Source organism: Streptomyces sp. NPDC058758, assembly GCF_042746075.1.
In the GTDB taxonomy this organism is placed as follows: domain Bacteria; phylum Actinomycetota; class Actinomycetes; order Streptomycetales; family Streptomycetaceae; genus Streptomyces.
This window is the reverse complement of record NZ_JBHYPS010000029.1, coordinates 10,781-24,677: the sequence shown is the minus strand read 5'-3', so window position 1 is coordinate 24,677 and position 13,897 is coordinate 10,781. Positions and strand designations below refer to the sequence as shown.

Here is a 13,897-nt window from a genome sequence, read left to right as displayed (position 1 = left end):
GGAAGGACCCCAGGCCATGAGCATCACGATCACCACCACGTACGGCACTCCACACAACGTCAGCGACACCAACCCGACCCACGTCACCAGCTGCGACCGGTACCGGCTGCCGCTCGTCGGCACGATCGCCCCGGGCACCCCCGGATACGAGGACATGGTCGAGATGCTGCGGGAGAACGACCACCACACCCGCGAGGGGTACGGGCTGATCTTCCTGGAGTCCGAGGAGTTCTCCGCGATCTACTTCGGATCGATCGAGCAGATTGAGCAGTACAAGCACGACAACGCCGACGGGTCGGCGACCTTCGATCCCTCGCAGGGCGTCATGTACGCGAAGTGGCCCCACGGCAAGGGCTGGGACGACTACATCCCCCGCACCTTCTGGAACGTGCAGGCGCGCGGCGCGGTCGCGGACGGCGTCGGTCTCGTCACCGCCTTCGCCCACACCCAGGTCCGGGGCGCCGAGGTCATCGTCTACGAGTTCGAGGGCACGTGGAGCCGCGGCGGCGAGCCGCAACAGATGGTCACCTACCACTGCACCGCCTGCCACCTCGACACCTTCCACAGCGGCGGGGACGTGCACGAGAACACCGGCCCCAGCAGCCGCCGCTGGGCCGCCCGCCAGGCCCGCCAGCACATCGTCAGCGCCCACCGGAACGGCGTCGGCACCACCAACAGCGCCTGCCGCCCCAGCGACGGCGAGATCCTGCGCGCCGTCAACGCGGTCGCCCGCGACATGTGGGGCGCCCAGGGCAACGCCCTGCCGGACACCGACGACGCGTACTGCGCCGCCAAGGGCCCCTGCTCGATCATCCGCGAGCTCCGGGCCGGCATCCGCCCGGCCGTCTACCGCGCCTGACGGCACCCCGCGCCGCTTCCCTCCTTCCGGCTCTCGCCGGGCCGGGCCTGCCATCACGGGCCCGGCCCGCTCTTCTCCCGCGTGAGGAACACCCACATGAACCCCGTCCCCTCTGCCGACCGGCTGCCCGAGATCCGGGCCCGCCTCGCCGCGCTGCCCGACGCCGCCTGGCGGCAGCGCGCCGGCGACAGCGGTCTGATCGAAGACCACACCGGCCGCCCGGTCGCCGTCCTCGGCACCAGCGGCGACGTCCCGCTCCCGGCGGGCGAGTTCATCGCCTGCGCCCCGGCCGACATCGCCTGGCTCCTCGCCGAGGTCACCCGGCTGCGCTGCCGCGACGCCATGGTCACCGCGCTCCACCAGCAGCTCGACCGGTCCGGCCACCTGCTCTCCACCCGGCAGATCGCCGCCGTCATCGGCCCCCCCGGCCGCCCCCACCACCACGCCCCCATGGCCGCCGACAGGAGCGCCCAGTGACCCGCACCGACACCGACCCGACCGTGCGGCCCGACCCGCTGGAGCGCCTCGGCGCCCTCCTGATCGAGCGCCTGGGCTCGGCCTGGGTGCCCGACACCCGGCCGGGCGACCGGGCGGTCACCCTCGTGCACACCGTCACCGACCGCAGGGTCGGCGCCGACCCGTACCAGGGCCGGATCATCCTGCAGGCGTGGACGAAGGGCACCACCGCCGTCACGCCGACCGGTGCCTACACCCCGGACCTGACCGGGCACGAGGGCCTGGAGGACTGGCTGTCGACCGGCGACCTCACCGACGCGAGCACGGTGATGGCCGCTGTGGTTCACCAGCTCCTCGCGCAGCTGCCCGCCGCACCGGGCGACACCGCGGCCGAGGAGGTCCTCGCGACCCAGGCGAGCGAGCTCGCCGAGAAGAGCACCGCCTTCGCCGCCGACCTGATCCACCGCCGACCCGTCCGGGACGCCGCGCGCGAGCTCCACCGCCTGGCCGCGCAGCTCGTGGAGACGGCCGACGTCGTCGACGACCACCGCGGCTACTGACCACGTGAGAGCACTCCGTGCCGCCCAACCCCCGAGCCCACACGGCCCGGGGGCGGGGCGGACGCGGTGGCCCCTCACGGCCTGTCCGGCACACCGCCGGACCATCGGCACCCCGACACGAAAACGCCCCGAGGCAGACGTCATGGCGTCCAAACCGGCGCCTGCCCCAGGGCTGAGCCCGTCCCGTACACGACGAGAGGGAAACCCCAGTATGGACCCCGTCACACAGCTGCGGACCCGGATCGAGACCCGCGCACTCCTGCTGACCACCGCCGCCGTGCCGCTCACCGGCTGGGCCGTCCACGCCACCGCCCTGCACCGCCGTCTGGCCGCCACGAAACGCGACCCGCTGACCGGCCTGCTGCGCCGCGACGCCTACACCCACCGCGCCCGCCGCCTCCTCGCCCGACACGGCGACAACACGGTCGTGGCCATGGTCGACGCGGACAAGTTCAAGGCCATCAACGACAGCCTGGGCCACGCCGCCGGCGACAGCGTGCTCGCCGCGTTCGGGGCCCGGCTCGCCGCGTGGGCCGGGCCGGCCGCCGCCGTCGGGCGTCTGGGCGGCGACGAGTTCGCGCTCGTCCTGGAGCTGCCCGCCGCTCGCCGCGTCCAGCGCCTGGAGCAGCTGGTGCGGATGCTGCACACCTCGGTCGTCCTCGACGACGGCCGGACGGTCGACGTCGCCGCGTCGGTCGGCGTCGCCACCCCGGCCGCGGTCGCCTCCCGCGACCTGAGCGTGCTTCAGCGGGCCGCCGACACGGCGCTGTACGAGGGCAAGCACTCCGGCCGGGCGGTCTTCGCCACCGCCGCGCACGCCTCCGTGCCGTCCGTCAACGGCCGCCGTGCCGGGCGTCCGGGCACCGCTTCGTGGGGACGGGCCGCATGAGCACCGCCCCTCTCCCCGAAGGCGACTGGATCCGGGGCATCACCATCAGGCAGCCCTGGACGGCCGCGATCCTCGCCGGGCACAAGACGATCGAGAACCGGCCCCGGCCGCTCTGGCGACCGGGCTGGGTCCTGCTGCACGCCGGCGGGCAGATCGACCGCCGGGCCCTGCGGGACCCGCTCGTCGCCCACGCGGTCCGCGGCCGCGAGCTGATGACCGGCGCCGTCCTCGGTATCGCCCGCATCGCCGCCCTGCACCAGGACCCCGACGACGCGGCCCCCTGCACGCCGTGGTCGCTCCCCGGGGCCTGGCACCTCGAGCTCACGGGCGTCCAGGAGCTCGCCCTGCCGGTTCCCGCGACCGGACAGCTCGGCCCCTGGCGCCCGGCGCCGGACCTCCTGGAGCGCGTCCTCGACCAGCTCCCCGAGTTCCGGCCATGAGCACCCGCCGCCCGACACCCGCACCGCCCGAGCCGCCCGTCGTGCCGGTCCGCCTCCTGGACTGGCGCGACGGCTCGCACTTCGCCTGGCCCGAGCGGTGCGTGCTGTGCCGCCAGTTCACCCCGCTGCGCTCCCACGACGGCGAGCCCGTGCACAAGACGTGCGCGGAGAGCTGGAACGCCGCCAACCCGGGCGCAGCCCGGTTCGTCTCCGACCCGCCCAAGAGCGGCAAGGGCAAGGACCACGCCTGACCTTCTCCCTCCACCGTCTGGAGGCACCTGTGAGCGACACCGACCACGCCCTGGCCTACCCCGAGCCGCCGGCCTCGCCGCTGTGGCACCGCGACGGCCCCCGGCCCCGCCGGCTCACCCCCGAGCAGCAGCGCCGTAACCGCGAGGTCCTCCTCCTCGCCCAGCGCCGCCCGCGCCCGACCACCACCGCCGAGGCCGCGTAGGAGAGCCGTGTTCGACGACTTCACCGAGAGCGCCAAGGCCCAGGCCCTGGCCCTGAACCCCAGCACCGACGACGAACAGGGCGCCGCCGCCCGCACCGTCGCCCGCCGAGCCCACGACAAGGACGACCTGGCCCAGCTCCTGGACGTCCTCGACCTCCCCCGCGACCCCGACACCCTCACCGACCTCTTCCCCCTCCTCCCGGAAACCGGAGACGCACCTATGACGACGAACCCCACCGCCACCGGTTCGACCCGCTCCGCGCACGAGGCCGTCGCGCTGTCGATGCACGCCGACGGCGCCGACGAGCAGGCCATCCGCGAGGCCACCGGCCTGACCGAGGCCGAGCTGAGCGACCTCATCGCCGACCAGGTCCTCGACCTCCCCCGCACCGCCGCCTCCCTGACCCCGGCGATCGACGTGCCCGTCATCCCGCTCCCGACCTCCGACTCCCTCCAGACGCTGGTCGACTGGGCGGCCGCGCACCAGGCCGCCTCGGTCCGCAAGGCCGCCGCCCGCATCACCACCGCCCTCACCGAGCTGTCCGCCCGCCGCGACAGCGAGGCCGCCCAGCGCGAGGCGGAGGCCCGCGTCGCCAAGGCCCGCCAGGCGCTGGAGCAGGCCGAGCAGGAGCTGCGCGCCGTGAAGGCCGGCACCCGAACTACCACGGCGGCCGTCACCGCGCCGATCCCGATCCGCACCGGCACCAGCGGCACCTACAGCCGCGACGAGCTCACCAGGATCCGGACCTGGGCGCGCGCCAACGGGCATCAGGTCGCCGACCGGGGCCTGCCGTCCAAGGCGGTCCTGGACAAGTACGCCGCCGCCCACCCGGCCCGGAAGGCGGGCTGACCGATGACCGCGATACCCCTGGTCCTCGACGGCTACCTCGACGAGATCCCCGTCCCCGGCGACGACGGCCTGACCGCCCGGTTCCGGGTGATCTCCTCGCCCACCGACGCCGCCGCCGACGAGACGGTCTGGGCCTGCCGCACCGTCCAGCCGCACTTCGCGCACGCGCTGCTCAACGTGATGCGGCCCGGCGACCTGCTGCGCGTCGGCGGCCACCTCGTCCTGCCCGGCCCCGGCGACGAGAGCGGCCCGCGCCTCGACGTCGACGCCCTGGAGCTCCTGGCCCCCGCACCCGCCCGGGACTTCGCCGAGATGACCCTCGACCGCTACGGCCCCTACCTCGTCGTCCTCGACCCCGAGAGCGACAGCGTGCCCGTCTTCACCGAGGCCGGCACCTGGGTCGGCACCGCCGAACACGCCGACGCCATCACCGACCTGATCCACGCCCACGAGACCCGCACCCGGTCCACCCACGACCCCGACCAGAAGGACTGACCATGGCCGGCCACCCCGAGAACATCCGCTACACCGCCGACGTCGTCGCCGTCACCGACGACGGCCGCGTCCTGCTCATCCGACGCGGCTGGGACCCCTACGAGGGCCACTGGGCGCTCCCCGGCGGACACGTCGACCGCGGGGAGACCTTTCTCCGGGCCGCCGTGCGCGAGCTGGAGGAGGAGACCGGCGTCCGCGTGACCGAGGACGAGCTGCGCCTGGTCGGCGTCTGGGACCAGCCCGACCGCGACCCGCGCGGCCGGTACGTCACCGTCACCTACCTCGCCACCGTCACCTACCTCGCCACCGTCCCCGCCGACACCCAGGCCACCGCCGGAGACGACGCCCGCGACGCCCGCTGGTGGCCCCTGACCGACCTCCCCCAGCCGCTCGCCTTCGACCACGCCGACATCCTCAACGCCGCCCTGCGCACCACCCGCTGACCCCACCGCACCCGTCTCCGCGCCCGGTGAGGCTGCCCAGACACCACAGGGCGGCCTTACCGGGCGTGTTCCGCACGTTCCCGCCTTCACCTTGAGCAGGAGACTCCCTTGCGTCCGATCCGCCTGATCTCGTTCGGCTACCTCCACCTGCCCACCGGCCCGGACGGCTCCCCCGTCCCGCCCGCCGCCGACCGGATCGAAGACGTCCGCGACCGCCTCCGCGACCCCGCCGCCGCCCGCGACATCCTCGACCTCGACGGCCTCAACCCCCGCGTCCAGGGCATCGTCCTCAACACCCCCGGCGCCCGCGAACTGCTCGCCAACCTCGCAGACTACGCCGCCCTCCCCGCCGGCCCCCGCCGCATCGCCCTGGGCTGCGCGGGCGGGAAGCACAGGGCCGCCAGCCTCACCGAACTCCTCGCCCGGGAACTCCGCGCCCGCGGCCGCCAGGTCGACGTCGAACACCTCCACGTCCACCTCCCCCGCGTCCTCAAGGCCACCGACATCGGAGCGAGCGCATGACCGCCGCCCCCCTGTACGACCTCGCGACCAGTGCGGGCGACGACGGCACCATGCACCCCGCGGAACGGATCTGGGCCCCCGACCAGGACCCGGCCGTCCTCGGCTTTATCCCGGTCCTCGGTGGCCTGCACATTACCGGCCTGCCCGCCCAGGGCGCCGACCCTGGTTCCCACCCTGCGGTCTTCCTTCTACTCGGCCACCACCGCTGGGCCACCACCATCCACGCCGCCGCCCTCTACATGCAGCGCATCCACGCCTGGACCCGCTGGTGCCTCTACCCCGGCGACGACCACGACGAGACGATCCCCCGCATCCCCCGCGCCATCCACGCCCACGCCACGATCCACTGTCGCCCCGATGACACCTGGCGCCTCGCCTGGGCCAGGCCCGAGGAACCCGGCGTTGTCCCGATCACCGCTATGAGGCACCCCGCCGCCCCGACCGCGGTCGTCGCTATTCCCGACCCCGACCACGGCGTGCTCTCCACCTCGGCTCGCTGATCCTCACCATCACGTCCAAAGGCCGGTGCCCGCGCGAAGACGCGCGGGCACCGGCCTTTTTGCGTTCCAGTCAGATCAAGGTGCCGGCGTGACGAACAGCCCGCTAGCGAGTTATCACGGCGTGATAGGTCGGTGGCTCGTCCTGGGTGGCTGGCGGGTTATCACGGCGTGATAACCCAGGAGAAGTTCGTAACCTTGCTAACGAGTCAATGGCAGATTTTGATCTGATCCGTTAGTACAGTGACGCCCATGACGTCACCTGACACGGGCGGCGACCGGGAGAAGGTCGTCACCAAACTCACCAGCACTCTCCGACAAGACCTGAAGGTCCGCGCCGCGCTCCACGGACTCGACATGCAGAACGCAGTCGAAGCAGGCATCACTGCCTGGCGCGGCCTGGGCTCGAACCTCTCCCCTGTCGACACCGCCGGCGCGGAAACCTACGCCACCTTCCTGCCCGGCGGGCTGTGGGACGGTTTCCGCGACGACTGCAAGAACCGCGGCGTCTCCCTCACCCAGGGCATCGCCCAAGCCGTAACCCTCTGGCTCGACAATCACCCCGCCCCGGAGGCCAAGCGCCCCGCCACAGTCCGGCGCATCGTCGTCTGCAACCAGAAGGGCGGCGTCGGCAAGACCGCCATCACCGCCGGTCTCGGCGAAGCCCTCGCAGAAGACCCCGCCACCCTCGTCCCCGTCCGCGTCTCCAAGCACTTTGCCGCTCTGCTCGAAGACGACGACCGCCCCGACGAGCCACTCACCCTTGAAGACCTCCCCGGTCTTGGACAGCGCGTCCTCCTGGTCGACTTCGACCCCCAGGGCCACCTCACCAAGCAGCTGGGGCACGAGCCGCTCCCCATGAACGGCGACTCCCTCACCAACCACATGGCCGGCGAAGCCAAGGGCGAACTGATCGACCTCGTCGTCGCCGTGGACGAGGACCGCTTCGGGAACAGGCTCCACCTCTTGCCAGCCTGCACCGACGCCTTCCTTCTCGATGTCCGCCTCGCCTCGGTCCGTGCCCGGGAGGCCGCTCTCGAACGTGCCCTGCGCGCTGTCGAAGCCGACTACGACGTCATCCTCATCGACTGCCCCCCGAGCCTCGGCCTCAGCATGGATGCCGCCTCCTACTACGGGAGCCGCCGCAACGACGAGGAAGCCGGCAACTCCGGCGTCCTCATCATCGTCCAGGCCGAAGACAGCAGCGCTGACGCCTACGGCCTGCTCACCTCGCAGATCGAGGACATGCGTACCGACCTCGCCCTCGACATCGACTACCTCGGCCTCGTCGTGAACCACTACGACGCCCGCCGCGGATACATCGCCACCTCCTCCCTCCAGTCCTGGATGGACATAAAGGATCCGCGCGTCGTCGGCGTCATCGGAGACCTCAAGGAGCAGAAGGAAGCCGTCCGCGCCAAGCGCCCCCTCCTCGCCTACGCACCTCGGTGCGAGCAGTCCGTCGCCCTCCGTGCCCTCGCCCGGGAGATCAGCAAGTGAGCAAGGCCAAGAACCTCGGCGCAGGTGCCTCCTTCGTCCAGGCCCGCCCCATCAGCGCCCGCCGCGCGGCGATCGGCGCCGTTACCGCCGCCCCCACCGAAGGCGTCCCCGATCCCACCGAACTCGCCCTCCACCTCATCAGCCAGAACCCCGACAACCCTCGCGAAGAACTCCGCGACCTAGAGGGACTGGCCGACAGCATCCGCGAGATCGGCCTCGTCAACTCCATCACCGTCGCCACCCTCGACTCCTACCTGGCCGAGCGCCCCGACCGATCTGGCGACGTGGACGAAGGCGCTCGGTACATCGTCGTAGACGGCCACCGCCGACTCGAAGCAGCACGTCTCGCTGGCGCCACCACGATCCGGGTCAGCGTCAACAACCGCCTTGTCGCCACCGACGAAGCCCTCCTCGAAGCCGCGTTCGTGGCCAACGTCCATCGCGACGACATGAACCCCATCGAGCAGGCCCACGCGCTGAAGAAGCTCGTCCAGTTCTACGGCTCACAGAACAAGGCCGCCAAGCGCCTCGGCATCGCCCAGTCGACCATCTCCTCCAAGCTCTCGATCCTCGACCTCGACCTCGAACTCCAAGCAGATCTCATCGACGGCCGACGGACGGTCGAGCACGTTCGAAACCTCTCCAAGCTGCCGCCCGAAGAGCAGCGAGCGAAAGCCGATGCCCGAGCGAAAGCGGCAGAGCAGAAAGCTGCCGCCAAGCGTGACCTATCACGCCGTGATAACCCGCCCCTCGAAGACCGCAGGCACGCCACAGATGATGTGCCCGCCCCCCGCAGCCCGGCAGAGCCGTCGCCAGCGAACACTCCGATGGAGAGCCCAGTTCCGGCCCTTGCAGCTGAGCCGACCCCAGCCAGCGGGGGAGCGACAACCACAGAAGTGGCACTGAGCGACGGCGCCGCCCTGATGGACCTGGCCTTCGACCACCTGCCTCCAGAACAGCGCAGCGCCTTCATCCAGCGCTACTTCAAGCGAAGCACGGGAGTCGAGGCGGTCGTGGCAGATCTGCGGGCCGATCTCGAACTGCCCGCCGTTGCCGCACTGGCTGAGATCCTGCAGGAGGTTGCCGCAAGACTGCTCGAAGAGAACTAACCGAGCTTGCCGGGCTTCGCCGCTCAGGGCCGGACGAGGATGTCGTGGGCGCCGATCCGACGCCAGATGACGTGCTGGACGCCCTGGACGAGTTCGGGACCGTACTGCCAGGTGGCCGCCGGTTGCCGTCCCAGCTCAGCTCGAAGACGCAGGCTGCGCTGCGGACGCCCTTCACGCGGAGGCCAGCGCGGAAGCGGCCGCGGCGGTGCGCAGGTCGTCGACGAAGGCGTTGACGGCCTGGCGGAAGCGGCGGCGCTGGGCGAGGGTGAGGCGGTCCAGGTCGGTGGTGAAGCAGGGCAGGGCTTCGTACGTCGGCACGGTCTCCTCCAGGAAGCACGAAGCCCCCTGTTTCTCCCAGCCAGCGGAGAACAGGGGGCTTTATCGAGGCGCAATGGCTGGACTGCCCCCAGCTACTGCAGCCGATCCCACCCGGCCGGATGGTTACCCGCTCTCCGCGAGCTCGCGGCCGGGCCGGGCGAGGCACTGAGGGTGAAGCCCGCGCCGAGGAGGAGCCCGGTCGGGATCAGCCAGCCACGCTCGGGGTCCTCCACCAAACCGGGCAGCCCCCAGCCTCTCGGCGCTAACGGATCGTGGAGCAGCTCACCTGCACGCGGCGGCGGCATCGCCTGGGAGACCTCCCCGGCGAGATGCGAGGTGTGGCTGCGCGGTTTTACCCGGGTGCCTGACGGAGGGTTGTGTCGGTAGTCGGGGCGGGTGTGGGGGTTCGCCTGCTGCGGTGGTGCCGACGGTTCTACGGTAGGGGTGTTGTCGGTTCGTCGGATGAGGGGCGGGGTCGGTGGATATTCCTCTGGTGGATGCGGTGGCGGCGGTGCGCGACGAGCTTGTCGCGGCGGCGGCACGGGGCGGGTCGGATCCGAACGTGGTGTTCGCGGTGGGGCCGGTGGAGATGGAGTTCGAGGTCGAGTTGCGGGCGGACGCGAAGGCGAAGGCCGGGTTCAAGCTGTGGGCGGTGGGCGCGGAGACCGAGGCCGGTGTATCGCGCGGCCGTACACACCGGGTGTCGTTCACGCTCACGCCGAGGAACGCGCAGGGCGGTGACCTGCTGGTCAGCGGGTCCCCGGACCGCCTTGCCGGCCCGGGGAACGTGTCCAGCCGTATCCCGGACTAGGCAGCACCGGGGCGGACCGTGTCGGCCGTCCGCCCGGTGGCCGGTGAGCGGGGTACGAGCAGAGCACAAGCATGGCGGGGGCTGGAGTGGAGCGGGGTCGTGTGCTGGGCGTGGCCGGTCCGGGGGGCCCGGGATCGGGCTATGCGGTGGGCGGGCGCCTGGTGCTGACGTCCGCCCACGTCGCGGCCCGGGCCGGCGGGCGGGTCGACGTGTTCCAGCCCGGCCGTGACAGCACCTGGAGCGGGCAGGTGGTGTGGTGCGGCACGCCCGGCGGGCGGGACGACGCCGCGCTGGTCCTGCTCGACGAGGACCCCGCATGGCCCTCGCCGGGGGCGGTGCGCTGGGGGCGGATGGTCACAGACGAGCCCGGCGCCGCCTGCCGGACGTGGGGCGTTCCCGATGTGGCCCAGCGGCCCGGGCAGCCGGTGGAGGCTGTCCAGGTGGAGGGGCGGATCAATCCGGGCAGCGGGTTCGTGGGCAACCAGTACGTGGTGGACCTGCTCCAGCACCCCCCGCAGTGGTCCAAGGAGAACACCTCGCCGTGGGGCGGCTTGTCCGGGGCGGCCGTGTTCTGCGGCCAGCTGCTGACAGGGGTGGTGGCCTCCGACCGGGCGCATTCCGGGCACGGCCAGCTGAACGCCGTCCCCGCCTACGTTCTGCACTACGACCCGGCGTTCCGTGCGGCCTTGGCCGAGCACGGCGGCCCTGCAGCCGGCCTGGAGGCGGTGGAGTTCCAGCACCTGACCGATGCCCAGGCCGGCGGCGGGGCGAGTACGGCTTCGCCCGCGGCGCTGCTGCAGGCGGGCCGGCAGACGGTGCCCTTCCACGGCCGCGAAGACCTGCTCACCGGCCTGCTCACCTGGTGCGGCCGGAACGGGTTCGGAGCGTGGCTGCTGCACGGACCGGGCGGACAGGGCAAGACCCGCCTCGCCCACCACCTGGCCGGACAACTGGCCGCCGACAACTGGGCGGTGCTGTGGCCGCGCTCGGACACCGAAGCGCCGGAACTGCGCGAGCTGCGGCATGCGGCCAGACCGCTGCTGGTCGTCCTGGACTACGCCGAGGCCCGCACCGGGCAGCTGACCGCGCTCGTCGAGGCCGCCGCCGGCTACGGCAGCGGCACACCGTTCAAGGTGCTGCTGCTGGCCCGCACCGACGGCGACTGGTGGACCCAGGCCAAAAGCGCCACCCGCCTCACCGAGGACCACCTCGACGAGGCCCCCTCCATCCCGATGGAACCCCTGGAACAGGCCCCAGGTTCGCGCGCGCAGGCCTACCGCACCGCCGCCCGCGCCCTGGCCGGCGCTCTCCCCCGGGTGCGCGGCTTGGCCCTCCACGACTGGGCCGCCGCCGCCGACGCCCTGCCCGCCCCGCGGCTCGACCACGACGGCTACGCGAACGCACTGACCCTGCAGATGACCGCCCTCGCCGACCTCCTCGACACGGCCGCCCCTGGCGGCAAAGAGACGGCGGAGGTATCGGTGGTCCAGCGGGCGCAGGAGGTGGAGGACCGGCTGCTGGGGCACGAGCGCCGCTACTGGCAGCACAGCGCCGCTACGCACGGTCTCTTCCCGGCCCTGAGCCGCGCCACCCTGGAGAAGGCGCTGGCCGCCGCCCACCTCGTGGGCGCGGCCGACCACGAGCAGGCCGACCGCACGTGGTCCAGACTCCCGGCCCTGGCCGACCAGACCCGCGACCGGCGCGACCAGGTCACCGCCTGGATCGCCGCCCTCTACCCCCCGGCCGTGCCGGGCCGGCCGTGGGGCGCGCTCCAGCCCGACCGGCTCGCCGAACGCCACATCGGACGCGTCCTGGACACCGACCCCGCCCTAGCTGAGCACCTCATCGACGGTGCCGACGACGCGCAGACCGCCCAGCTCCTGACCGTCTACAGCCGCGCCGCCGCCCACCCTGTCTTCGCCGGCCGCCTCGACACCCACCTCACCGGCCTGTGCACCAGCCTGCCGCAACAGCTCGCCTCCCACGTCATCGCCACTGCCGTCCAGGCCGACCACCCCCAGCCCCTCATCACCGCCCTCGACACCCTCACCACCGACCCCACCACCGAAATCGACGATCTCAACACCCTGTACGACCACTTGCCGCACTCCAGTCGGCGCCTCGTCCGCACCGCCGTCCACCTCGCCCAGAGCATCACCAGCCACAACCGTGCACTGGCGGAGGCGAACCCGGACATCTACCTGCCCGATCTCGCCATGTCCCTGAACAACCTGTCCAACCGTCTGGCGGCTGTGGGGCGGCGGGCGGAGGCCCTGGCCGCGATCGAGGAATCCGTACGCCACTACCGCGCGCTCGCCGAGACGAACCTGGAGACCTACCGGCCCACCCTCGCCACATCCCTGAGCAACCTGTCCCTCCGGCTGGCGGCTGTGGGGCGGTGGGCGGAGGGGCTGGCCGCGATCGAGGAATCCGTACGCCACTACCGCGCGCTCGCCAAGACGACCCCGGAGACCTACCGGCCCACCCTCGCCGCGTCCCTGAGTAACCTGTCCCTCCGGCTGGGGGATATGGGGCGGTGGGCGGAGGGGCTGGCCGCGATCGAGGAGGCCGTACGCCATTACCGCGCGCTCGCCAAGACGAACCGGGAAGCCTACCTGCCCGACCTCGCCGCGTCCCTGAGCAACCTGTCCAACCGTCTGGCGGCTGTGGGGCGGCGGGCGGAGGCCCTGGCCGCGATCGAGGAATCCGTACGCATCCGCCGCACGCTTGCGGAGGCAAACCCGGACGCCTACCTGTCCCCCCTCGCCACGTCCCTGAACAACCTGTCCACCCGTCTGGGGGATGTGGGGCGGCGGGCGGAGGGTCTGGCTGCGGTCGAGGAGGCCGTACGCATCCGCCGCACGCTCGCCGAGACGACCCCGGACGCCTACCTGCCCGACCTCGCCACGTCCCTGAACAACCTGTCCGCCCGTCTGGGGGATGCGGGGCGGTGGGCGGAGGGGCTGGCTGCGATCGAGGAAGCCGTACGCCATTACCGCGCGCTCGCCGAGACGACCCCGGAGGCCTACCTGCCCGACCTCGCCATGTCCCTGAACAACCTGTCCGCCTGTCTGCGGGATGCGGGGCGGCAACCGGAGGGCCTGGCTGCGATCGAGGAGGCCGTACGCCATTACCGCGCGCTGACAGAAGCGATCCCGGAGGCCTACCTGCCCGACCTCGCCATGTCCCTGAGCAACCTGTCCGCCTGTCTGGGGGATGCGGGGCGGCAACCGGAGGGCCTGGCTGCGATCGAGGAGGCCGTACGCCATTACCGCGCGCTGACAGAAGCGATCCCGGAGGCCTACCGGCCCGCCCTCGCCGCGTCCCTGAACAACCTGTCCAACCGTCTGGCGGATGCGGGGCGGCAACCGGAGGGGCTGGCCGCGATCGAGGAGGCCGTACGCATCCGCCGCACGCTTGCGGAGGCAAACCCGGACGCCTACCTGCCCGACCTCGCCATGTCCCTGAACAACCTGTCCAACCGTCTGGCGGATGTGGGGCGGCAACCGGAGGGGCTGGCCGCGATCGAGGAGGCCGTACGCATCCGCCGCACACTGGCCGAGACGACCCCGGACGCCTACCTGCCCGCCCTCGCCGCGTCCCTGAACAACCTGTCCAACCGTCTGGCGGATGTGGGGCGGCAACCGGAGGGGCTGGCCGCGATCGAGGAGGCCGTACGCATCCGCCGCACACT

The 13,897-nt window shown here is 72.3% G+C and carries 17 protein-coding genes; 16 read left to right on the top strand and 1 reads right to left on the bottom strand.

The features are described from left to right. Positions 1-16: 16 nt before the first annotated feature. From ACFW6A_RS27895 to ACFW6A_RS27830, 14 genes are all read left to right on the top strand, one after another. Complete coding sequence (locus tag ACFW6A_RS27895; RefSeq protein ID WP_386643750.1) at positions 17-859, top strand: hypothetical protein; 843 nt, start codon at positions 17-19, stop codon at positions 857-859. Between the two features lie 96 nt (positions 860-955). Next, on the top strand, positions 956-1,336 hold the full coding sequence (locus ACFW6A_RS27890) for a hypothetical protein (RefSeq protein ID WP_386643747.1): 381 nt from the start codon (positions 956-958) through the stop codon (positions 1,334-1,336). After that, entirely contained in the window at positions 1,333-1,875 is a 543-nt protein-coding gene (locus ACFW6A_RS27885) for a hypothetical protein (RefSeq protein ID WP_386643744.1), read from the top strand. Before ACFW6A_RS27890 ends, ACFW6A_RS27885 begins: the two co-directional genes overlap by 4 nt. Positions 1,876-2,086: 211 nt before the next feature. Next, entirely contained in the window at positions 2,087-2,764 is a 678-nt protein-coding gene (locus ACFW6A_RS27880) for a GGDEF domain-containing protein (RefSeq protein WP_386643741.1), read from the top strand. Continuing rightward, positions 2,761-3,204 carry a hypothetical protein gene (locus ACFW6A_RS27875; RefSeq protein ID WP_386643738.1) on the top strand — a complete coding sequence of 148 codons (444 nt, stop codon included), beginning with the start codon at positions 2,761-2,763 and terminating at the stop codon, positions 3,202-3,204. The genes ACFW6A_RS27880 and ACFW6A_RS27875 overlap by 4 nt, the downstream gene beginning before the upstream one ends. Further along, on the top strand, positions 3,201-3,455 hold the full coding sequence (locus tag ACFW6A_RS27870; protein WP_386643735.1) for a hypothetical protein: 255 nt from the start codon (positions 3,201-3,203) through the stop codon (positions 3,453-3,455). Before ACFW6A_RS27875 ends, ACFW6A_RS27870 begins: the two co-directional genes overlap by 4 nt. A gap of 29 nt (positions 3,456-3,484) precedes the next feature. Then, positions 3,485-3,658: a hypothetical protein gene (locus tag ACFW6A_RS27865; protein WP_386643732.1), complete on the top strand. Its 174-nt coding sequence runs from the start codon at positions 3,485-3,487 to the stop codon at positions 3,656-3,658. 7 nt (positions 3,659-3,665) lie between these two features. Beyond that, positions 3,666-4,508, top strand: coding sequence for a hypothetical protein (locus ACFW6A_RS27860; protein ID WP_386643729.1), 843 nt, complete (start codon positions 3,666-3,668; stop codon positions 4,506-4,508). Between the two features lie 3 nt (positions 4,509-4,511). Next, positions 4,512-5,003 (top strand): hypothetical protein, encoded by a 492-nt coding sequence (locus ACFW6A_RS27855; RefSeq protein ID WP_386643727.1) that lies wholly within the window; start codon positions 4,512-4,514, stop codon positions 5,001-5,003. A gap of 2 nt (positions 5,004-5,005) precedes the next feature. Next, a complete protein-coding gene (locus ACFW6A_RS27850) occupies positions 5,006-5,446 on the top strand; it encodes an NUDIX domain-containing protein (RefSeq protein WP_386643724.1) in 441 nt (146 codons plus the stop codon). A 108-nt stretch (positions 5,447-5,554) separates the two neighbouring features. Next, positions 5,555-5,968 (top strand): hypothetical protein, encoded by a 414-nt coding sequence (locus ACFW6A_RS27845; protein ID WP_386643720.1) that lies wholly within the window; start codon positions 5,555-5,557, stop codon positions 5,966-5,968. After that, on the top strand, positions 5,965-6,468 hold the full coding sequence (locus ACFW6A_RS27840) for a hypothetical protein (protein WP_386643717.1): 504 nt from the start codon (positions 5,965-5,967) through the stop codon (positions 6,466-6,468). Before ACFW6A_RS27845 ends, ACFW6A_RS27840 begins: the two co-directional genes overlap by 4 nt. A 249-nt stretch (positions 6,469-6,717) precedes the next feature. Then, the gene (locus ACFW6A_RS27835; protein WP_386643714.1) at positions 6,718-7,965 is read left to right on the top strand and encodes a ParA family protein; all 1,248 of its coding nucleotides are present in this window, start codon (positions 6,718-6,720) and stop codon (positions 7,963-7,965) included. Beyond that, positions 7,962-9,074 carry a ParB/RepB/Spo0J family partition protein gene (locus ACFW6A_RS27830; protein ID WP_386643711.1) on the top strand — a complete coding sequence of 371 codons (1,113 nt, stop codon included), beginning with the start codon at positions 7,962-7,964 and terminating at the stop codon, positions 9,072-9,074. Before ACFW6A_RS27835 ends, ACFW6A_RS27830 begins: the two co-directional genes overlap by 4 nt. Before the next feature lie 171 nt (positions 9,075-9,245). On the opposite strand, the gene ACFW6A_RS27825 is transcribed toward ACFW6A_RS27830, so the two are convergent. Beyond that, complete coding sequence (locus ACFW6A_RS27825) at positions 9,246-9,392, bottom strand: hypothetical protein (RefSeq protein WP_386643708.1); 147 nt, start codon at positions 9,390-9,392, stop codon at positions 9,246-9,248. A 478-nt stretch (positions 9,393-9,870) separates the two neighbouring features. On the opposite strand from ACFW6A_RS27825, the gene ACFW6A_RS27820 reads away from it, so the two are divergent. Both ACFW6A_RS27820 and ACFW6A_RS27815 read left to right on the top strand, forming a co-directional pair. Further along, the gene (locus ACFW6A_RS27820) at positions 9,871-10,203 is read left to right on the top strand and encodes a trypco2 family protein (protein WP_386643705.1); all 333 of its coding nucleotides are present in this window, start codon (positions 9,871-9,873) and stop codon (positions 10,201-10,203) included. A 161-nt stretch (positions 10,204-10,364) separates the two neighbouring features. Further along, positions 10,365-13,897 (top strand): tetratricopeptide repeat protein (locus ACFW6A_RS27815; RefSeq protein ID WP_386643702.1); only part of this gene is annotated, 3,533 nt, incomplete at its 3' end.

What these genes read in the sequence shown, in the direction of transcription:
- ACFW6A_RS27895 (WP_386643750.1), top strand. Translation starts at nt 17, where the DNA reads ATGAGCATCACGATCACCACCACGTACGGCACTCCACACAACGTCAGC.
- ACFW6A_RS27890 (WP_386643747.1), top strand. Translation starts at nt 956, where the DNA reads ATGAACCCCGTCCCCTCTGCCGACCGGCTGCCCGAGATCCGGGCCCGC.
- ACFW6A_RS27880 (WP_386643741.1), top strand. Translation starts at nt 2,087, where the DNA reads ATGGACCCCGTCACACAGCTGCGGACCCGGATCGAGACCCGCGCACTC.
- ACFW6A_RS27875 (WP_386643738.1), top strand. Translation starts at nt 2,761, where the DNA reads ATGAGCACCGCCCCTCTCCCCGAAGGCGACTGGATCCGGGGCATCACC.
- ACFW6A_RS27870 (WP_386643735.1), top strand. Translation starts at nt 3,201, where the DNA reads ATGAGCACCCGCCGCCCGACACCCGCACCGCCCGAGCCGCCCGTCGTG.
- ACFW6A_RS27855 (WP_386643727.1), top strand. Translation starts at nt 4,512, where the DNA reads ATGACCGCGATACCCCTGGTCCTCGACGGCTACCTCGACGAGATCCCC.
- ACFW6A_RS27850 (WP_386643724.1), top strand. Translation starts at nt 5,006, where the DNA reads ATGGCCGGCCACCCCGAGAACATCCGCTACACCGCCGACGTCGTCGCC.
- ACFW6A_RS27840 (WP_386643717.1), top strand. Translation starts at nt 5,965, where the DNA reads ATGACCGCCGCCCCCCTGTACGACCTCGCGACCAGTGCGGGCGACGAC.
- ACFW6A_RS27835 (WP_386643714.1), top strand. Translation starts at nt 6,718, where the DNA reads ATGACGTCACCTGACACGGGCGGCGACCGGGAGAAGGTCGTCACCAAA.